Origin of the sequence: Rathayibacter tritici, from assembly GCF_002932875.1 — a bacterium.
Classification (GTDB): Bacteria; Actinomycetota; Actinomycetes; order Actinomycetales; family Microbacteriaceae; genus Rathayibacter; species Rathayibacter tritici.
This window is the reverse complement of record NZ_PSWS01000067.1, coordinates 1-19,891: the sequence shown is the minus strand read 5'-3', so window position 1 is coordinate 19,891 and position 19,891 is coordinate 1. Positions and strand designations below refer to the sequence as shown.

Genomic DNA, 19,891 nt, shown 5'->3' with positions numbered 1-19,891 from the left:
CACTCCCCGGAAAAAATTTCACCACGGACAACATGATGACAACACACGTACAGCCAACCGATACATCTCCTCCATCCGTTCGGCGGTCGAAAGATGCATCGCGCACTGGAAGAACTGGAAAATCCTCAAGACCGGCTATCGCGGACGTCTTACAGAACTTCCCAACCTCATTCGCACCGTCACCCGCCTCGAACTTTACCGACTCGGCTGGTAAATGCTTATGAATAACGCTCTGAGTCTGCTGATGTCGTCGAAAGTCTTCATGCGCTCTTCGAGAAGTCGCCCATGCCTCATCGGGGTGTAGTCCTCATTCACCGAATTCCGGATCACATCGACCTTCAAGCGAGTCCACAGTGGAGATCGAAAGAGGACGCCCTCGACTTTCTTGACAGGTGGGGGGACCGGCATGCCGAGCGACCTCGGGTCATCGGAGCGCTCGAGTTTGAAGTCGACGCCTTGGAGCCGGGATCTGCCACGAGAATTGTCGCCGAGCGGATAACGAGGTTGGAGAACCAGCTCCGTTTCGAACCCGGTGATCCCACTTTCGCCTACGATCCCTATTTTCGAACACAGTCCGGGGTCACGCGGCTCGCCCAACGCCGGAAGGCGATCGTGCTCAGGTCTCGAACCGCGGGGGAGAGGCTTCGGAACGGAATCGTCCTCACGGGTCGACCAACCGCACTGGATGACGCGTTGCAGCTTGCGTCCCCGCTCACAGACGGCCCCGACACGTTGGCTGTCTCCTCTGCATGGACGTCCATCGAGTCGCTGCTGACAGATCCGAGCGACGGCGATGAGCGCGGTTTCGGAGGTAAGGCGGTCGCCGCCGACCGGGCGGCGTCGATCCTCGCGGCTGCGTGGGGCAGAGCCGAACTCGGTCGGCTCTCCTATCTGGTTGAGGAGGAAGGTGAGGCGAATAAGCAGTTGCTTCGCGAACTGGAAAACATCGAGGGCACAGCTGATCGTGCAGAGGTGGTCTACGGTTGGCTGCGAAAAAGAAAAGACATCGTCCTGTCCGAACCTCGCTCCCGACAGGCTTTCAATAGGATGTGGCGACTAGCGGAGCATCCTCGAGAGACACTTGGTCGTGTAAGGGCCTACATCGGCCATGCCCTGCACCGTCTCTATCGCCAAAGAAACATGGTGCTGCACGGGGGTGACGTCAGACCGGTCGGCCTCGAGAGCACCGTGCTGTGTTCGGGTCCGCTCATCTCTGCCGTTCTCGATCAGATGATCCATGCCGAACAGTTCTACGGGATATCGCCGTTGCAGCTCGCCGCTCGGGCAGAGGTTGGCATGAAAGCGGCAGGTTCGGACGATGCCTGGACTCCCGCCGGAATCTTGAGTCTCTGAAGGAATGCCGTGTGTCGAGCAGCGTCCGGGTGTCGAGCAAAGATCAGCGGTCGAGCGGCATTCCGCCCTCGAGCGGAATCCGGAAAAGGAGACCTCGGCGATGCCGACTTGACGGTGAAGTCTCGGGGCTGTAGGTTGCGAAGCGTTAAGAGCGCGCCCTAGCTCGGAGGGGATTCGGCCTCCACGGTCCACCGTGGAGGCCGTCTTATTTCTGCCTGCGGTGTGGGGACAGCTCCGGACCGACGCGGATCGGAGTCACATGGTCATCTCCTCGTACCAGGCGGAACAGGAGCGGCCGGGCGCGCCTCGGGCCGTGCTCGACGCGTCCCAGCGGGCGGTGCTCGCACTGCCGGAGGGACGCAGTGCCGCGGTGTTCGGGGCGCCCGGCTCGGGCAAGACCACCACGGTGATCGAGCTGGTCGCCGAGCGCGTGCTCGGGCGGGGCTACTCGCCCGAGTCTCTCGTCGTCCTTGCGGCCAGCCGCACCGCCGCCACCGCCCTGCGCGACGTCCTCGCCTTGCGCCTGGGTGTGCCGACCCGAGGCCCGCTCGCCCGCACAGCTACCTCGCTCGCGTTCGAGGCTGTCACCTCCTCCGCCAAGGCGCGCGGACTGGAGCGGCCGACCCTCCTGACCGGCGGCGAGCAGGACGCCCTGCTCTCCGAGCTGATCGAGGGCCACCTCGAGGAGGGCACGGGTCCGCGCTGGCCCGAAGAGTTCAGCCCGGAGGTGCTGAGGCTGCGCACCTTCCGTACCGAGCTGCGCGAATTCGGCATGCGGGCCACCGAGCACGGACTCGACACGGACGCGGTCCGCGCGCTCGGGGTGGACGCCGAGCGCGGCGAGTGGAGTGCCGCGGCCGATGTGCTCGACGAGCTGCGCGAGGTGGTCGAGTGGATGGCGCCCGAGGCGGGCACCCGGCTCGACGCGGCGGAGTTCGCGGCCTTCGCGGCTGAGGCGATCCGAGCGGGCGAGGCAGGCGAGCGGATCGACGCGCTGCGGCTCGTCGTCGTCGACGACCTCCAGGAGGCGAGCGAGTCCACCCTCGTGCTGCTGCGGGCGCTGGCCGAGCGCGGGGTGACGGTGATCGCGCTCGGCGATCCAGACGTCGCCACGAGCGCCTTCCGGGGGGCGGCCTCTGACACTCTCGGCCGTTTCGCCGCGAGCCTCGGGGTGGCCGAAGTCGAGACTCTCGTCCTCTCCCGCGTGCACCGGCATTCCGCGGCACTGCGGGCGGTGGTGTCGGCGGCGACGGAGCGGATCGGCACTGCGGCGGCCGGGCGGCAGCGGTCGGCCCTCGCGGCTCCGACTCCCGAGGGCGCTCCGGCGCCCGTGCTGGTGCTGCACGCTCCGACGGCGGCGCGCGAGGCGGCGACCGTGGCGCGCTTGCTCCGTGAGCGGCGGCTGCGCGACGGGATCCCGTGGCGGCGGATGGCGCTCGTGGTGCGCTCCGGAGCCGCCGTGCAGCCGCTGGTGAAGGCACTCGCGGTCGCGGAGGTGCCCACCCGCTCCGTGCTCGCCGGGCGCGCTCTCCGCGACGACCACGCGGCACGCTCGCTACTCGTGCTGGTCGGAGTCGCGATCGGCGAGCGGCCGCTCGATGCCGAGCTCGCGGCGGAGCTACTGCTCGGCCCGTTCGGCGGAGTAGACCGGCTGGGCCTGCGCCGGCTCCGGCTCGCGCTCCGGGCGGAGGAGCTCGCTGCCGACGGAATCCGTGCGAGCGACCCGCTCCTGGTCGAGGCTCTCGCGGCGCCCGGCCGCTTCGCCACCATCGACTCCGCTCCCGCCCGCCAGGCTGAACGGCTCGCCGTCACGATCGACCGGGTCCGCCGCCTGCACGAGGAGGGCGGCTCGATCGAGGAGTTGCTCTGGTCGGCGTGGGAATCGAGCCGCGTCGCCACCTCCTGGCGTGAGTTCGCGCTCGGTACCGGGCTGACTGCCGCCGAGGCCAATCGCAACCTCGACGGCGTGGTCGCCCTCTTCAGCGCCGCGCGGCGGTTCGTGGAGCGAGCGACCGGGCACTCGTCGGTCGGCTTCGTCACCGAGATCCTCGAGGCCGAGGTGCCGGAGGACACGCTCGCGGCGCGCTCCGTGGAGGACGCGGTGCTGATCGGCACGCCCTCCTCTGTCGTCGGACTCGAGTTCGACGTGGTGGTGGTCGCGCGGTTGCAGGACGGCGTCTGGCCCAACCTCCGCCAGCGCGGCTCGCTGCTCGACCCGGACGGCCTGCTGCGGCATGCCCGCGGCGAGGGCGGTCTTCCGCTCGACACCCGGAAGGCCACTCTCGACGACGAGCTGCGGATGTTCGCGCTGGCCGCCTCGCGCGCCCGCCGTCAGCTGGTGCTCAGCTCCGTAGCGGGGGAGGACGAGACGCCCTCCCTCTTCTTCCGCCTCAGCCCGCCTGACGCGCCGCGGCTGGATCCTGCCTCCGCGGTGCCGCTGACACTCCGCGGGGCGGTCGCGGCCCTGCGCCGGACGGCCACCACGCCGGATTCGACGGAGGCGCCCGCCGCGATCCGCGGGCTCAGCGCTCTGGCGCGCGCCGGGGTGGCCGGCGCCGATCCGTCCTCCTGGTCGGGGGTGCTGGAGCCCTCGACCACGGAGCCGCTGTTCGACATCGGCGACCCCGAGCGGCCCGTCTCCGTCTCGCCGAGCCGCCTGGAGGCGTTCGAGCGCTCACCGCTGGACTGGTTCGTCGACGCCGTCTCCGGGTCGACGACGAGCACGGCGATGGGGGTCGGCACGCTCGTGCACTGGGTCCTCGAGAACGCCGAGCGGCCCGATCCGCAGGAGCTGTGGGCGGCGCTCGAGTCGCGCTGGCCCGAGTTGGTCTTCGAGTCGCCGTGGCTGGGCGAGCGGCAGAAGCGCCTGACGCGGCGGCTGATCGACGGCCTCGCGGGCTACCTCGCCGACTTCGAGCGCGGGGGAGGCGTGGTGCTCGGCCGCGAGCAGCAGTTCGAGCTCGACGTGCCGCCCGCCCGCGTGCGCGGCTCCATCGACCGGGTGGAGCGCTCCGCCGACGGCTCCGTCACGATCGTCGACCTCAAGACCGGCCGCAGCACGCCGCGCAGGGACGACATCGCCGAGCACGCGCAGCTCGGCAGCTACCAGCTCGCGGTCGCCGAGGGAGCAATCGAGGCGGCCGACCCGGCCGACGGGGGCGGTGCGAAGCTGCTCTTCGTGGCGACGGGCGTGCGCGGCAAGCCGTACCGCGAGGTGGTGCAGGAGCGCTTCGGCGAGGAGGAGCTGGAGCGACTGCGCGAGCGCGTCCGCTCCGCAGCGCTGGGCATGGCGGCGGCCGGCTTCTCGGGCCTGCTCGACGCGACACCGTTCTCGCCCGGCGACGCGCTGCGCTACCGCATCCACGCCGTGCCCGAGGTGCCGGGCGACGGACTCCTGGCGATCGAGGACCCCGGAGACCCCGAGGACGCCGAGGACCCCGGAGACCCCGAGGAGGATCTGCCGTGATCGACGCCCTGACCATCGCCGAGCGCCTCGACCTGCGCCCGCCCACCGCCGAGCAGCGCGCCGTCATCGAGGCGCCGCTCGAGCCCGCCCTCGTCGTCGCTGGCGCAGGCAGCGGCAAGACCGAGACGATGGCTAATCGCGTGCTCTGGCTGCTCGCGAACGGTTACGCGGCTCCGTCGGAGGTGCTCGGCCTCACCTTCACCCGCAAGGCGGCGGCCGAACTCGGCGAGCGCATCGGGCGGCGGATCGACCAGCTCGGCGCGGCGGGCCTGCTCCCGCTCCCGCCCGGGCAGACCGCGCCCGACCCCTTCGAGGCCGCCACTGTCTCGACCTACAACGCCTTCGCGAACACGATCTTCCGCGACAACGCTGCGCTGATCGGCCGCGAGGGCGACGCGACTGTGCTTTCCGAGGCCTCGGCCTGGCACCTCGCGCGGGGCGTGGTGGCCGACACGGCCGACCCACGGATCCTCGAGGTTGAGGCGGGTATCGACCGCCTGACCGACCTCGTCGTCTCGCTCGCGCACGATCTCGCCGACAACCTCGCCGATCCGGCCGCCGTCGCCGCATTCGCCGAGGACTTCCTCCGCCTGGGCGATCTGCCGCGCGGGGGCAGCGGTTCGGGGCTCTACCGCGAGCTCGAGAAGGCTCTTCAGGCGGTCGGCGCGTTGCCCGTGCTGACCGCGCTGGCCGAGCGGTTTCAGGAGGCGAAGGCCGAGCGCGGTTTCGTCGAGTTCTCGGACCAGGTCGCACTGGCGCTGCGGATCCTCGACCGGGTCCCGCGGATTGTGGACGAGCACCGCGCGAGGTACCGGGTGGTGCTTCTCGATGAGTACCAGGACACCTCCGTACTGCAAACGCGGCTGCTCGCGCGCCTGTTCACCGGGCAGGGCGTGATGGCTGTCGGCGACCCGCACCAGTCGATCTACGGCTGGCGCGGGGCAAGCGCCGAGGGGCTCGGCCGCTTCGGCACCGACTTCCAGGGAGCGCGCAGCTTCTCGCTCAGCACCAGCTGGCGCAACGGACGTCGCGTGCTGGGCGCGGCCAACGCGATCGTCGAGCCGCTGTCAGCGGGCAGCGCCGTCGCCGTCGCCACCCTGAGTGCGGGGCCGCAGGCCTCCGAGCATCCGGTCGAGCTCACCTTCCCCGAGACGATCGAGGAGGAGGCGGACGACGTCGCGCGCTGGTTCGCCGGTCGCCTGCGCGTGATCGCCGAGCCGCCCTCGGCCGCGGTGCTGTTCCGGGTGCGGGCGCACATGGACCGCTTCGCCGCCGCCCTGGCGAAGCACGGCGTCCGCTACCACATCCTGGGTATCGGGGGTCTGCTGCGCCAGCCCGAGATCGCCGACCTCGTCGCCGCACTCACGGTGGTGGAGGACCCGGCAGCGGGCAGCGAGCTGGTCCGGCTTCTGGCGGGTGCGCGCTGGCGCCTGGGAGTGCGCGACCTCAAGGCGCTGCGCGACCTCGCGTCGTGGCTCGCCGCCCGCGACCACGCGCACCGGCTTCTCCCGGAGGAGGTGCGCGAGCGGATGCGCGCCTCCGTCACCGAGGGCGAGGGCGGCTCCATCGTCGAGGCCCTCGACTTCGTCGCCGCACGGCGCCCGGGGGAGGACGGGCGGATCGACCACTCCGCGCTCACCGGGTTCAGCGCCGAGGGCCTGCGTCGACTACACGAGGCGGGCACCCTCTTCGCCCGGCTGCGGGCCAGGGCGGGCCTGGACCTGCTCGACTTCGTCACCCTGGTCGAGCAGGAGCTGGGCCTGGACATGGAGGTCGAGGCGAACGAGTCGCGTGGTGACGGCCGCGCCAATCTCGAGGCGTTCCGGGAGGCGGTGGCCGGTTACCTGCAGACCGATGACCGCGGTGCGGGCACCGGCTCCTCCCTCCGCGGCTTCCTCCGCTGGCTCGTCCTCGCCGACAAGCGCGACGGCCTCGCCCCGCGTCCGGAGGACCCGGAGCCCGGCACGGTGCAACTGCTCACGATCCACGGATCGAAGGGGCTGGAGTGGGATCTGGTCGCGGTCCCGCGGATGGTCGAGGGCGAGCTGCCGGGCACCCCGGTCGAGGGCTTCCGCGGGTGGGTTCGCCTGGGCGCGATGCCGTACGCCTTCCGCGGCGACGCCGCCGAGCTCCCCGACCTGGCCTGGCGCGGCTGCGGCACCCAGAAGGAGGTCGTCGACGCTATCGGCGTCTTCGGCGACACCCTCCGCGAGCGCAACGAGGCGGAGGAGCGACGGCTCGCCTACGTCGCCGTCACCCGCGCGCGCCACCACCTCCTGCTCAGCGGCTCGTGGTGGGCGGGTCAGGCGAAACCGCGCGGGCCGGGTGTCTTCCTGCGCGACCTTGAGCGCGCCGACGCGATCCCGCCGCTGCCGACCGAGCCTGCGAACGAGGAGAACCCGCTCGAGCGCGCCCCGCGCACCTTCCGCTGGCCCCACGATCCGCTCGGCTCCCGCGGCGACCGAGTGCGCGCCGCCGCCGCCCGGGTGCGCAGCGCCGAGCCCGCCCTGCTCGGATCTCGCGGCGACGACATCCGCCTACTGCTCGCCGAGCGCGCGGTGCGCCTGGCCGGGGGCGAGCGCACCCCGCTGCCGACCCGCATCCCCGCGTCGCGGTTCAAGGACATCGTCAGCGCGCCCGACGAGGTCGCCGCTCAGCTGCGCCGGCCGATGCCCGAGCGCCCGTACCGTCAGACCCGGCTGGGCACCACCTTCCACTCCTGGGTCGAGAACCGGTTCGGCATCCAGGGCGGGGCGGAGGCGGTCGACACGTTCCCCGACGAACTCGATGACGCGGGCCCCGCGAGCGTCGAGCAGGAGCGGCTGGATGCTCTGATCGCGACCTTCGAGCGCTCGGAGTGGGCCGACCGGCGCCCGGAGGCGGTTGAGATCGAGATCCACCTCCAGCTCGCCGGGCACGTCGTGGTCTGCAAGCTCGATGCGGTCTACCCGACCGAGGAGGGCGTTCAGATCGTGGACTGGAAGACCGGGCGCGCACCGAAGAATGCCGCAGACCTCGAGCTGAAGCAGTTCCAGCTCGCGCTGTACCGCCTCGCTTACTCCCGCTGGCAGGGGATGCCGCTCGAGAACGTCGACGCGGTGTTCTACTTCGTGGCCGACAACCTCGTGCTGCGACCCGAGCGGTTCTACTCCGAGCGCGAGCTGGCGGAGTCGCTCTCCTCCGCGACGGGGGCGAGCCCGCGGCCGTGAGCGGAGGAGCCGGTGTGGGCCCCCGGCGTGCGGTTCAGCAGCTCCTCGACCTCCGAGACCTCCAGCACCGGTCCGGTGTCGGTCGAGAGCGGTGCGGAGAGGTCGCCGAGCACGCTGTCGACGAGCGTGTCGAGCATCGCGACCGCGTCATCGACGATCGCGGAGTCGTCGGTCTCGGTGCCGTGCAACAGCCAGCGCGCGAGTTCGAGCTCGGCGTAGAGCTGGGCGCGCTGGCGGATCGTGCGGTCCACCGCTCCCGCGCGCATCCGTGAGTAGGCCGAGAGCGCCGTCTCGGAGCCCGGGGCGCTCAGCAGCCAGTGCAGGTCGCGGGCCGGGTCGCCGACCCGCAGCGCCGCCCAGCCGAGCACGGCGGCGACGACATCGCCCGAGCGGAGGAAGGAATCGGCCGTCATCGAGCCGTTCACCACAGTCGGGTCGAAGTGCCAGAGCGCCTCGTCCGAGGACGCCGACTCCCAGCGGGCGACCAGCGCCGCCGGGACCTGGCCGGTGTCGGCTGCGCGCTCGATCACCGCGACCGTCTCGTTCACGCTCTCGCGGGCCGTCGCGATCGGCAGCCCCGCCTCCTGCACGAAGGACGCCGGCAGCGAGTGGATTGCCCCGATAGCGCGGCCGACCGAGTCGGCGAGCCCGCTCTGCGCGGCCACATCGTCGATCAGGACCCGCTCTCCCGCGAGGTACTCGTAGACCACGGCGCGAGTACCGTCGAACGGCGTCTGCCCCACGCTCTCCTGCACATCGAACGGCAGGCGGCTGCGGATTCCGGCGGTCAACGCCCGGAGTGCGACGAGGTCGCCCAGCTGCTCCTGCTCGGCGAGCGCGGAGGTGGGCACGCGAACCAGGAGACGGGCGCCGTCGCGCGTGGTCAGCAACGCGGAGTCGAAGTCGCCGTGCGTCGAGGAGGTGAAGGGGCGCGCGGAGCGGACGTCGAGGCCCTCGACGGCCGAGGTGGCCAGCGCGGCTAGAGTGAGAGGGGATCTGGCCATGATTTCCAGGGTAGGCGGATCGCGCCCGGTCGGCCCGCCGCCACGCGCTGTCCCGCCGATGCCGTCGAAGGCCCGCGACAGCGATTCTCGCCGCCCCGTCACGAAAGGAGCCCCGGATGTCACTGCCCTTCGCCGATCGCCTTCCGCTCTCACGACAGGCGGCCGACCGCGACGGCGTCGGGCGCTCGCGGCCGGCGCTCTTCGACGAGTTGCTCGCCGACTCCGCCACCCGCGTGCTCGTTGTGCACCACGATCGCACCCTCGTCGACGCCGACCGCCTGGTGCTGCGCCGACCCGACGAGGTGACCGCCGGCACCCTGCGCATCTACCTCGGCCGCACCACCGCCGCGGCGCCGGGCGAGCCCGCGGGCACCCCCGTCATCGCCACCGTCCTCACGGATGCGGCCGCCGCTGAGCTGGAGCCCGACGAGGATCGCTGGAGCGGCCTGCGCGCGATCGCCGAGCGCCTCAGCAATCGCGACGCCGGGCTGTTCACCGAGGCGCTCGCCCTCGCGAACTGGCACGCCTCGCACGGCTACTCGCCGCGCAACGGTGACCCGACCGTCGTCGAGCAGGGCGGCTGGGTGCGGCGCTCGCCGACCGACGGCAGCCAGGTCTTCCCGCGCACCGACCCGGCGATCATCGTCTGCGTGCTCGACGCCGACGACCGCCTCCTCCTCGGCTCCAATGCGATGTGGGGGACCGGCCGCTTCTCGCTGCTGGCCGGCTTCGTCGAGCCGGGCGAGTCGCTGGAGGCCGCGGTGATCCGGGAGATCGGCGAGGAGTCGGGGCTGCGCGTCGTCGACCCTCGGTACCTGGGTTCGCAGCCCTGGCCCTTCCCCGCCTCCCTCATGGTCGGCTTCACCGCGCGCCTGGCGGAGGACCAGTCGCCCGAGGACCTGCTCCCGGACGGCGAGGAGATCGTGGAGCTGCGCTGGTTCACCCGGCAGCAGCTGCACGACTCCCTGGACTCGGTGCTCCTGCCCGGGCGCTCGTCGATCGCTCGCGCGCTGATCGAGGACTGGTACGGGGGCGAGCTGGAGAACGGCCCGATCGCGTGAGCCTGCTCGACGGACTCGACTCGGGGCAGCGCGAGGCGGCGGAGGCGCTCCTGGGCCCCGTCTGCGTTCTCGCCGGCGCGGGCACGGGCAAGACCCGCACCATCACCCACCGCATCGCGCACGGAGTCGCGACCGGCGTCTACACGCCCGGCCGGGTGATGGCCCTTACGTTCACCAGCCGTGCCGCCGCCGAACTGCGCTCGCGCCTGCGGGTGCTCGGAGCCGGCGGAGTCCAGGCACGTACCTTCCACGCCGCAGCGCTCTCGCAATTGGGCTACTTCTGGCCGCAGCTGGTGGGTGGGACGATGCCGCAGCTGCTCGACGGGAAGGCGCGCCTGCTCGGGCACGCGGCGGAGCGCCTCCGCCTGAAGCTCGACACCGCCGCACTGCGCGACCTGTCGGCCGAGATCGAGTGGCGGAAGGTGTCCGCGCTCTCCCTCGAGCAGTACGCCGTCGCCGCGCGCACCCGCCCGCTGCCCGGGAAGCTCACGCTGGAGCAGACCGTCGCGCTCGTGGACGAGTACGAGGGGCTGAAGGACCAGCGCCGCCAGATCGACTTCGAGGACGTGCTGCTGGTCACGGCCGGCATGCTCGAGTCGGAGCCCGCGATGGCGATGCAGGTGCGGGAGCAGTACCGCTTCTTCGTCGTGGATGAGTACCAGGACGTCTCGCCCCTGCAGCAGCGGCTCCTCGAGCTGTGGTTGGGCGATCGGAGCGACCTCTGCGTCGTCGGCGACGCCAGCCAGACGATCTACTCGTTCGCGGGCGCCCGAGCCGACTACCTCCTCGATTTCCCGGCCCGCTGGCCGGCCGCCACAGTGGTGCGCCTGGAGGAGAACTACCGCTCCGCCGTGCCGATCGTGCAGACCGCGAATCGGCTGATGCGCGGGCGGCCCGGCGCCCTCTCCCTGCATGCGGTGGCGGCGGCCGAGGCGGTGGAGCCGGCGATCGACGCCTACCCGGACGACATCGCGGAGGCGCGCGGCATCGCGGCGCGGGTCGCGGCCGACATCGAGGCGGGAGCGCGCGCCTCCGACATCGCGGTGCTCTTTCGCACCAACAGCCAGTCCGCCGTCATTGAGCACGCGCTGCACGAGCGCGGCGTGAGTGCGCATATGCGCGGCGGCAAGCGCTTCTTCGACCTGCCCGAGGTGAAGCAGGCCGTGATGCAGCTGCGCGCCGCCTCCGTCTCGATCAGCGGTGAGCCGCTGTTCAAGTCGGTGAGCGACGTCCTCCGCTCACTCGGCTGGAGCGCCGAACCGCCCACCGCTCCCGGCGCGGTGCGCGATCGCTGGGAGTCGCTGGACACGCTGGCCCGGCTCGTCGATGAGGCGTCGGCGGACTGGAGCTTCCGCCAGTTCACCGACGACCTGATCGCCCGCCAGCAGGTGCACCACGAGCCCGACCGAGCCGCGGTCACTCTCGCGACACTGCACTCGGCCAAGGGTCTGGAGTGGGAGTCGGTGCATCTGATGGGGCTCGCGGAGGGTCTGCTGCCCATTTCGTACGCCGCCGGGCTCGAGGCGATCGACGAGGAGCGCCGCCTCCTCTACGTGGGGATCACCCGCGCCCGCCGACGCCTGCGCCTCTCCTGGGCGCGCTCGAGTGCCGGTCGCGTCACTCGGAGGGAGCCGTCGCGTTTCCTCGAAGAGCTCGGCACGCGCACTCGGGGTGCGGCTCCCGCTCCCGCACGGTGAATGCTCCGGAGGCGTCGCTGTAGCTGCGCTCGGTCGCGCGCAGTCCGCGCCAGCCGACGATCAGCCGCCGCAGGGCGACGTCGGCGGCGGCCACGGCGATCGCCGCGCTCGACAGGGGCGTGCGGGTGGGTGCCGTGCGGCCGAGCACCTGGATGACCAGGCGCGCGCGGTCGGGGTCGAGGTCCATCCGGTGGCGCTCGGCGCAGTGCAGGCACGGGCCCCGGCCCGGCTCGACGAGCGGCCCCAGGCGCACCGAGTCGTCGCCGAACACGACGGCCAGGTGCGGCACGTCGGCCGCCAGCCAGTGCGCGGCGCGGGAGGGAGCGACAGCGAAGTCGGCCACGAGGACCGCGAGCTCCGGCACCGCGTCTTCGGCGAGCACGTCGCAGCCCTCGCTTCGGAGCAGCGTCCGCAGCGCGTCCGACGCCGCGCCGGCCCCCTCGACGACGACTCGGGGTGCCGGAGGAGGGGCGGGCTCGACGCTGCGTAGCAGCACGGGCCGTAGCGCGTCGAGTACCTCGTCGACCCGCGCTCCGCTCGCTCCGGCTCGCATCGCGATCAGGCGGACGGTTCCGGCGCTCGTGCCCAGCCGCAGGGCGTCGAGGAGCAGCTCCTCCGGGTAGCCGATGCCGTCCAGGACCGCGTAGGGCCGGTCGAGGCCGATCTGCACGGCCGTCGCCGAGCGCCAGAGGAGGGGGAAGCGGGGGTCGAGCCGAAGGACCATCGGCCGATCATGTCTGAAACCGGCCCGGCGCCGCGCGAGTTGTCCACAGGCGGGCGCCGGGCGGGCGTTCAGACGGGGCGGTCGCCTGTCGGCGCGGAGCCCCGATCGTCGTCGTCGGGGGGACCGGAAGTGTCGCCGGAGGCACCGGAAGTGTCGCCGGACGCACCGGAGGCATCGCCGCCCTCGCTCGGCATCGTCCCGTTGAGCAGGTCCTCCAGCGCGCGGTCCATCTCGTCCGGCTCCGGAGTCTCGCCGCGCGCCTCGGCCGTGAGCCGGGCCACGAGCGCGCTCGGGTCGTCGAGATCATCCGAACCGGGAAGGAGATCAGGATGCGACCAGAGGGAGTCGCGCGCCTCGGGCCCGACCGCGTCCGTCACGGCCTGCCACATCACGGCGGCGTCACGCAGGCGCCGCGGGCGCAGCTCCAGGCCGACCAGCGTCGCGAACGCCGACTCCGCGGGCCCGCCGGACGCGCGACGACGGCGGACCGTCTCGGCGATCGCCCCGGCGCTGGGCAGCCGGGTGGTCGCTGCTGCCGTGACGACATCGACCCAGCCCTCGATCAGGGCGAGCACGGTCTCGAGGCGCCCATGCGCAGCGAGTTGCTCCTGCGTCTTCGGCGGGATGAGCGCGCCGGAGGTCATCGCATCGCGCAGCTCCTCGGGGTTGGCCGGATCGAAGTTCTCGGCCAGCTCCTCGAGGCGCGTGGTGTCGATGCTGATGCCGCGCGCGAAGTCGGTGATCTGCGAAATGAGGGCCAGGCGGAGCCACTTGCCGTGGCGGAAGAGGCGGGCGTGCGCGAGCTCGCGTACCGCCAGGTAGAGCTGCACCTGGTCGAGCGGGATGTCGAGGCCTTCACCGAACGCGGCGACGTTCTGTGGCAGGATCGCGGCGTCGTTCTCCTCCAGCAGCGGGATGCCGATGTCGCCGCCGGAGACGACCTCGGCGGCGAGCTGACCGACGACCTGGCCCAGCTGCAAGGCGAACAGGGTCCCGCCGATCCCGCGCATCATGCCCTCGGCGCCGGCGATCATCGCCTGCATCTCCTCCGGGGCCTGCTCGCGGAGCACACGGGTCAGCGCGTCCGAGATGCTCAGCGCAACGGGCTCGGCGAGCTGCGTCCACACAGGCATAGTGAGCGTGATCCACTCGATTCGACTGATCGAGCGCGGCGTGCGGCTGAGCTCCGTGACGTACGCCACCTCGTCGAGCCAGAGCGCCGCGACCCCGAAGGCGGCGTCGAGAGGCGCGCGCACGGAGTCGGACACGGGCGCGGATTCGGCGCGTGCCAGCTGCTTCGCCTGCTCGAGTGAGAGCGTCCAGTTGACGCCGCCGTCGCCGTTGTGCTGCATCGCGCTCTGCAGCTGCGAGAGCAGGTTCTGCAGGGCCACCGGATCGTTCGGCAGTCCCGCGGCACCCGCGAGCTGCGACGGATCGACGGGGCCGTTCCCCGAGAGGAACTGCCGGAGCATCTCCCGGAACTCGTCTTCGGAGCCGCCGCCCGCTCGGTCCGCACTGTCGCCATCGGCCATCGGGATCAGCCTTTCGTCGCTCACGTGGTTCCGGTTGCCGTACCGCGTCCGCGGCCCTGCACAGGGCACCGGTTCCGGCGCGACTCCCAGTCGTGCAAGCTACGTTAGCCCGAGCGCCCGGGGCCTCGGCGTGCAGAGCACCGCTCGGGCCCAGCTCGCTTCCGCCCGCCGCGAACATCCCGGCGGAGCTGCTCCACCCGTTGTCAGAAAGGCCACCGTGTCGCTGTTCTCCGACGACCCGCGCCCCTCCTCCTCCTTGCGCCGACCGTGGGTCGGACCGGTCGTCCTCCTCTCGGGTGTCGCCCTCGTCGTCGGGTTGGGCGTCACGCCGGCCCCGTACGTGATCGAGCAGCCCGGCCCCGTCTTCAACACCCTGGGCAGCAGCAAGGACGTCCCGCTCATCTCGATCCCGGACCGCACCACCTATCCCACGGCCGGCACGCTCGACATGCTGACGGTCTCGGTCGTCGGGAATCCGCAGAGCCTGCCCACCTGGGTCGAGGTCGCGAGCGCGTGGTTCGATCGCACCAGGGCCGTCGTCCCCGTCGATGCGATCTTCCCGCCCTCCTCCACTGTCGAGGAGCGCGACGCGGCGAACCAGGCCGAGATGACCGACTCGCAGCAGGAGGCGATCGCCGCCGCACTGACCGCGCTCGGCTACTCCGTCGAGAAGCACGTCTCGGTCGTCCAGGTGCCGAAGGGCTCACCAGCCGAGGGCGTCCTGGAGCCGGGCGACCAGGTCCTTGCCGTCGCCGGCACCGACGTCGCCGACGTGACCGCCCTGCGCGCGACCCTGCAGACCCTCGGCACCGGCTCCCCAGTCCGGATCAGTATCGAGCGCGGCGGCGCGCAGCAGGAGGTGCAGGTCACGCCCCGCGACTCCAACGGAGCGGCGGTGATCGGTGTCCTCCCCGGCGCCGCATTCGACTTCCCCTTCCAGGTCGACATCCAGCTCGACGACGTGGGCGGGCCCAGCGCCGGCATGATGTTCGCGCTCGGGATCATCGACAAGCTCACCGACGGCGCACTCAACGGCGGGCAGAACGTCGCGGGCACCGGCACGATCGACGCGGCCGGTGATGTCGGCGCCATCGGCGGCATCCGCCAGAAGCTCTACGGAGCGAAGGACGCCGGCGCGCAGTACTTCCTCGCGCCGAGCAGCAATTGCAGCGAAGTCGTCGGACACGTTCCCGGCGGGCTCATCGTGCTGGCGGTGTCCACCCTCGACGACGCCCTCGCCGCGCTGAGAGGCATTGCCGCAGGCGACACCTCCGGCCTCCCGGACTGCAGCGCCGCCGCTCCGATAGACTGACACCCGGATGTCGAGCCCGCGGTCGACGCTCAGGTGAGCCGGACACCCGTCGCATAGCATGGGGGGCCTCCCCTCACATCTCGACAGCAAGAGGCCCTTACGTGAGTTCCACAGCAACCGAAACCCCGCCGCGGAAGAGACGGAGCGCCCTCGCCGTCACTGTCGTGGTGGTGGCCGTCCTGGTGGTGGCGTTCTTCGTCTTCGCCGGTCTGTACACCGACATCCTCTGGTACGACCAGCTCGGCTTCCTCTCCGTGCTCACGACGCAGTGGGCGGCTGCAGGCGGACTCTTCGTCATCGGCTTCGTAGCGATGGCCGTACCGGTGTTCGTCAGCCTGATGCTGGCGTACCGGCTCCGGCCGGTCTACGCGAAGCTCAACTCGCAGATCGACCGCTACCAGCAGGTCGTCGAGCCGTTGCGGCGTCTGGCCACGCTGGGGATTCCCGCCGTGCTCGGTCTCTTCGCCGGCGTCTCCTCCGCCACCCGCTGGCAGACGAGCCTCACCTTCTGGAACCGCACGCCTTCGGGCCAGACGGATCCGCAGTTCGGCCTCGACACGTCGTTCTACCTCTTCGAGCTGCCCTTCTACCAGAGCATCGTCGGCTTCGCCTCGGCGGTCCTGCTGATCTCGGCGTTCGCGACCCTCGCCACCGGCTACCTCTACGGGGCGATCCGGATCAACGGCCGCGAGATCCGCATTTCAAAGGCCTCGCGCATCCAGCTGGCGATTATCGCTGCCCTCTACCTGGCCGTGCAGGCTGTCAGCCTGTGGCTGGACCAGTACGCGACGCTCGCGAAGCAGGGCCCGCGTATCACCGGAGCCACCTACTCGACCGTCAACGCGACGATCCCGGGCCTGCAGATCCTGGCCGGTATCGCCGCGCTGGTTGCGATCCTCTTCGTCGTCACCGCCTTCATCGGCCGCTGGCGCTTCCCGGTCATCGGCACCGCGCTGCTCATCGTGTCGAGTCTGCTCGTCGGCTCTCTCTACCCGTGGATCGTGCAGAAGTTCCAGGTCGAGCCGAACGAGCGCACGCTCGAGCAGCCCTTCATCCAGAACAACATCGACATGACCCGCCAGGCCTACGGGGTCAGCAATGTCGACGTCATCCCCTACGACGCGACCACGGACGCCGAGCCGGGCGCCCTGCGCTCCGACGCCGAGACGACGGCGAACATCCGTATCCTCGACCCCGCCGTTGTCACCGATGCGTTCTCGCAGCTGCAGCAGTTCCGCCAGTACTACAAGTTCGGCGACACGCAGAATGCGCTCGACGTCGACCGCTATTCGATCAATGGCTCGACGCAGGACGCCGTTGTCGGCGTGCGCGAGCTCAACCTCAACGGGCTGGGCACCAACCAGACCTGGTACAACCAGACGCTCGTCTACACCCACGGCTACGGCCTGGTCGCCGCGTACGGCAACCAGCGCTCTGCCGACGGCGAGCCCGTGTTCATCGAGTCCGGCGTCCCGACCACCGGAAGCCTCGGCGACTACCAGCCCCGCGTCTACTTCGGCGAGAACTCGCCGCCCTACTCGATCGTCGGCGGCAACGACTCGCGTGACATCGAGCTCGACTATCCCTCGGGCACCGACGGCGCGCAGCAGACCTACACGACCTTCGACGGCAACGGCGGGCCCGCGCTCGACAACATCTTCAAGAAGCTCGTCTACGCCATCAAGTTCCAGTCCGAGCAGATCTTCCTCTCGGACGGCGTGAACGACGACTCGCAAATCCTCTACGACCGCGATCCCGTGCAGCGCGTGCAGAAGGTGGCGCCCTACCTCAAGCTCGACTCCGACGCCTACCCGACCGTCGTCGACGGCCGCGTGGTGTGGGTCGTCGACGGGTACACGACCTCGGCCGACTACCCGTACTCCGAGGTGCAGAGCCTCTCGCAGGCCATCGCCGATACGAGCACGCAGCAGCAGTTCCCGACCGACGACGTGAACTACATCCGCAACGCGGTGAAGGCCACCGTCGATGCGTACGACGGCAAGGTCACGCTCTACGCGTGGGACACCGAGGATCCGATCCTGCAGACCTGGGAGAAGATCTTCCCGGCCACCGTCAAGCCGGTGAGTGACATGTCCGCCCAGCTGCTCAGCCACGTCCGCTACCCGGAGGACCTGTTCAAGGTCCAGCGCGCGGTCCTCGGCACCTACCACGTCACCGATGCCGGATCGTTCTACTCCCGTGAGGACGCCTGGGCGACGCCGAACGACCCGACCAGCGGAGCAGCGACCACGGCCGCTGCGACCGGCACCAGCCTGCAGCCCCCGTACTACCTCACGCTGCAGACTCCGGATCAGGACGTTCCGTCGTACTCGCTGTACTCGACCTACATCCCGGCAAGCGTCCAGGGCGCGCAGGCCAGCCGCAACGTGCTGACCGGCTACCTCGTCGCCGACTCCGACGCCGGCTCGACGGCGGGCTCCGTGGCCGACGGCTACGGCACCCTCCGCTTGCTCGAGTTGCCGAAGGACGACACGGTCCCCGGCCCCGGGCAGGTGCAGAACGCGTTCACCACGGACCCGACCGTCGCGAACGAGCTAAACATCCTCTCCCGCGGCGACACGACCGTCACGAGGGGCAACCTGCTCACCCTGCCGGTCGGCGGCGGTCTGCTCTACGTCCAGCCGATCTACGTGCGCTCCAACGGCGACACGAGTTTCCCGCTGCTCCAGAAGGTGCTCGTCGCGTTCGGTGACGATATCGCCTTCGAGGACACGCTCGATGCGGCCCTCGACAGCCTCTTCGGCGGCGACTCGGGAGCGAACGCGGGCGACACCGGCACGCCGACGACTCCGGACGCCGGCACCGGCACCTCGGGCGGTGACACCGGCGGCGACGCGGGTGGTACCACCGGCGGGACGGGCACTGCGACCGGTGATCCGACGGCGCTCCAGCAGGCGCTCAACGACGCGCGCGACGCCCTCACCGCTCGCGAGACGGCCCTCAAATCGGGCGACCTGACCGCGTTCGCGGCGGCCGACAAGCGGCTGACGGAGGCGCTCGCGCGGGCGCTGCAGGCCGAGGGCGGCCAGTAGCAGGCGTGGTGCAGGTCGACCGCGGCGAGCACCTCCGCTCGGGGGAGTGGCTCGAGCTCAACCGCACGTACTGGGAGGGGCGCGCCGGCGAGGGTGCGTCCCATCCGGAGTTCACCGCAGCGGCGCTGGGCACTGGCGTGCGCCGGATCCTGCAGCTCGGCTCGGGAGACGGGCTCGACGCGCTCGCGCTCGCGGAAGCAGGCGCCCAGGTGGTCGGCGTCGACTTCTCGATGCCCGCCGTTCGGCGAGCCCGGGCTACCGCAGCTGAGCGCGACCTCACCGGCTCCACTCGCTTCGTCTGCTCGAACCTCTACGAGCTGCGGCACATGCTGCCCGAGCCGGACTCCTTCGACGTCGTGCTGTGCAGCGCAGGAGTCGTCTCGTGGCTCCCCGACCTGGAGGAGTGGGCGCGGCTCGTGGAGTGGTTCGTCGCGCCGGGCGGCGCGGTCCTCGTCGGTCCGGCGTCTTCCGCTCCGCAGGAGGGTGCTGAGGTGCGAACCTGGAGCCGCTCGTCCGGCGACCTCACCGCTGCACTGACGGCCGTCGGACTAACCGTTGAGGGCGACGCCATTCTGCGCGCCGCGAAGCCCGCCTGACGCTGGAGACACCTCTCGTCGCTCCGCCGATTTGCACCGGCGCGAGGACGCGTGTAATGTCTTCTCTTGTGCCGCGGGGTGGAGCAGTTCGGTAGCTCGCTGGGCTCATAACCCAGAGGTCGTAGGTTCAAATCCTGCCCCCGCAACAAGAAAGCGAAAGCCGGTCCCGAGAGGGGCCGGCTTTCGTCGTTAACGGTGCTCGCGTCTGTACTCGCACCGCGCTGCACTCTCCCTGCTCCACCGCGGGACGGCCCCGCATCTCGCGCCACCGCTGCCGCCCGCACGTCACTTCTGCGTAGCCTCCTCGCACATGACGATCCGTCATGTCGAACAAAGGAAGCATCAATGACGAGAATCAGCCAGAACAGGTCGGGGTCGCGAGTGCCGACCGTCTGGGCGCGCGCGGTCGTGCTGGGCGTGGTCGCAGGAGCGGCGATCTCCGGAGCCGCTCCGGCCGACGCCGACGCCTTCTCAGACGGCTGCGTCTACGTCTGCCTGTTCGAACACGCCAATTTTGGCGGAAAGATGACCCAGCAGAATCCGAACCGCGAGTCGCTCCGCGGCGACTGGTGGAACGATCAGGCGTCCAGCGTGGCCACCAACAAATACGCCACGATCTTCTACTCAGATGAGCGCTATCACGGGTGCAGCATGTTTCTCCCGGCGCGGTCTGAGGTGCCCCATTCTTTCTGGACCACCGCGGAATTGGTAGGATTACCGCGATGACCGAAAGGAAGGCCCGGGATGTCCAGTTCCCGTGGGAAGTATTCTCCGGAGTTCCGCGCGGAGGCAGTGCGCGAGGTGATTGATAGGTCGCGATCCGTCGCGGACGTCGCTCGAGAGCTCGGACTGGTTCCGCAGACCCTCACTAATTGGGTGGCTGC

At 70.7% G+C, this 19,891-nt stretch carries 14 protein-coding genes and 1 tRNA gene; 12 read left to right on the top strand and 3 right to left on the bottom strand.

Annotated elements, in window-relative coordinates; all coding sequences use genetic code 11:
* The 4 genes from C5D07_RS13565 to C5D07_RS13550 form a co-directional block, all read left to right on the top strand.
* On the top strand, positions 1 to 214 hold a 214-nt coding region (locus C5D07_RS13565), incomplete at its 5' end, for a transposase family protein (protein ID WP_146079783.1).
* Between the two features lie 290 nt (positions 215 to 504).
* Entirely contained in the window at positions 505 to 1,353 is an 849-nt protein-coding gene (locus tag C5D07_RS15480; RefSeq protein ID WP_146076787.1) for a hypothetical protein, read from the top strand.
* 259 nt (positions 1,354 to 1,612) lie between these two features.
* Positions 1,613 to 4,819 carry an ATP-dependent DNA helicase gene (locus tag C5D07_RS13555; protein WP_104259561.1) on the top strand — a complete coding sequence of 1,069 codons (3,207 nt, stop codon included), beginning with the start codon at positions 1,613 to 1,615 and terminating at the stop codon, positions 4,817 to 4,819.
* Complete coding sequence (locus C5D07_RS13550; protein WP_104259560.1) at positions 4,816 to 8,028, top strand: ATP-dependent DNA helicase; 3,213 nt, start codon at positions 4,816 to 4,818, stop codon at positions 8,026 to 8,028. The genes C5D07_RS13555 and C5D07_RS13550 overlap by 4 nt, the downstream gene beginning before the upstream one ends.
* On the opposite strand, the gene C5D07_RS13545 is transcribed toward C5D07_RS13550, so the two are convergent.
* On the bottom strand, positions 7,965 to 9,032 hold the full coding sequence (locus C5D07_RS13545; protein ID WP_068252044.1) for a phosphotransferase: 1,068 nt from the start codon (positions 9,030 to 9,032) through the stop codon (positions 7,965 to 7,967). The genes C5D07_RS13550 and C5D07_RS13545 overlap by 64 nt on opposite strands.
* A 116-nt stretch (positions 9,033 to 9,148) precedes the next feature.
* Between C5D07_RS13545 and nudC the strand changes: the two genes are divergently transcribed.
* Positions 9,149 to 10,093, top strand: a complete 945-nt coding sequence (gene nudC, locus C5D07_RS13540) for an NAD(+) diphosphatase (RefSeq protein ID WP_068252045.1) — start codon at positions 9,149 to 9,151, stop codon at positions 10,091 to 10,093.
* The gene (locus C5D07_RS13535; RefSeq protein WP_373408573.1) at positions 10,054 to 11,790 is read left to right on the top strand and encodes an ATP-dependent helicase; all 1,737 of its coding nucleotides are present in this window, start codon (positions 10,054 to 10,056) and stop codon (positions 11,788 to 11,790) included. The genes nudC and C5D07_RS13535 overlap by 40 nt, the downstream gene beginning before the upstream one ends.
* Here C5D07_RS13535 and C5D07_RS13530 read toward each other — a convergent pair.
* Together C5D07_RS13530 and C5D07_RS13525 are read right to left on the bottom strand one after the other, a co-directional pair.
* Positions 11,711 to 12,514, bottom strand: a complete 804-nt coding sequence (locus C5D07_RS13530) for a hypothetical protein (protein ID WP_068252047.1) — start codon at positions 12,512 to 12,514, stop codon at positions 11,711 to 11,713. The two genes, C5D07_RS13535 and C5D07_RS13530, sit on opposite strands and share 80 nt — an antisense overlap.
* 68 nt (positions 12,515 to 12,582) lie before the next feature.
* Complete coding sequence (locus tag C5D07_RS13525) at positions 12,583 to 14,046, bottom strand: zinc-dependent metalloprotease (RefSeq protein ID WP_068252048.1); 1,464 nt, start codon at positions 14,044 to 14,046, stop codon at positions 12,583 to 12,585.
* Positions 14,047 to 14,263: 217 nt separating this feature from the next.
* Here C5D07_RS13525 and C5D07_RS13520 point away from each other — a divergent pair, with 217 nt between their 5' ends.
* The 6 genes from C5D07_RS13520 to C5D07_RS16465 all read left to right on the top strand — a co-directional run.
* On the top strand, positions 14,264 to 15,358 hold the full coding sequence (locus C5D07_RS13520; protein ID WP_104259559.1) for a YlbL family protein: 1,095 nt from the start codon (positions 14,264 to 14,266) through the stop codon (positions 15,356 to 15,358).
* A gap of 101 nt (positions 15,359 to 15,459) precedes the next feature.
* Positions 15,460 to 18,411, top strand: a complete 2,952-nt coding sequence (locus C5D07_RS13515) for a UPF0182 family membrane protein (protein ID WP_181026381.1) — start codon at positions 15,460 to 15,462, stop codon at positions 18,409 to 18,411.
* 5 nt (positions 18,412 to 18,416) lie between these two features.
* Positions 18,417 to 19,007, top strand: coding sequence for a class I SAM-dependent methyltransferase (locus tag C5D07_RS13510; protein WP_170063555.1), 591 nt, complete (start codon positions 18,417 to 18,419; stop codon positions 19,005 to 19,007).
* A 72-nt stretch (positions 19,008 to 19,079) separates the two neighbouring features.
* Positions 19,080 to 19,153, top strand: a tRNA-Met gene (locus C5D07_RS13505).
* 199 nt (positions 19,154 to 19,352) lie between these two features.
* Positions 19,353 to 19,733, top strand: coding sequence for a peptidase inhibitor family I36 protein (locus C5D07_RS13500; RefSeq protein ID WP_104259557.1), 381 nt, complete (start codon positions 19,353 to 19,355; stop codon positions 19,731 to 19,733).
* A gap of 18 nt (positions 19,734 to 19,751) precedes the next feature.
* The coding region (locus C5D07_RS16465; RefSeq protein WP_146079777.1) for a transposase at positions 19,752 to 19,891 on the top strand (140 nt) is incomplete at its 3' end.

What these genes read in the sequence shown, in the direction of transcription:
- C5D07_RS13545 (WP_068252044.1), bottom strand. Translation starts at nt 9,032, where the DNA reads ATGGCCAGATCCCCTCTCACTCTAGCCGCGCTGGCCACCTCGGCCGTC.
- C5D07_RS13525 (WP_068252048.1), bottom strand. Translation starts at nt 14,046, where the DNA reads ATGGCCGATGGCGACAGTGCGGACCGAGCGGGCGGCGGCTCCGAAGAC.
- C5D07_RS13555 (WP_104259561.1), top strand. Translation starts at nt 1,613, where the DNA reads ATGGTCATCTCCTCGTACCAGGCGGAACAGGAGCGGCCGGGCGCGCCT.
- C5D07_RS13530 (WP_068252047.1), bottom strand. Translation starts at nt 12,514, where the DNA reads ATGGTCCTTCGGCTCGACCCCCGCTTCCCCCTCCTCTGGCGCTCGGCG.
- C5D07_RS13500 (WP_104259557.1), top strand. Translation starts at nt 19,353, where the DNA reads ATGACGAGAATCAGCCAGAACAGGTCGGGGTCGCGAGTGCCGACCGTC.
- nudC (WP_068252045.1), top strand. Translation starts at nt 9,149, where the DNA reads ATGTCACTGCCCTTCGCCGATCGCCTTCCGCTCTCACGACAGGCGGCC.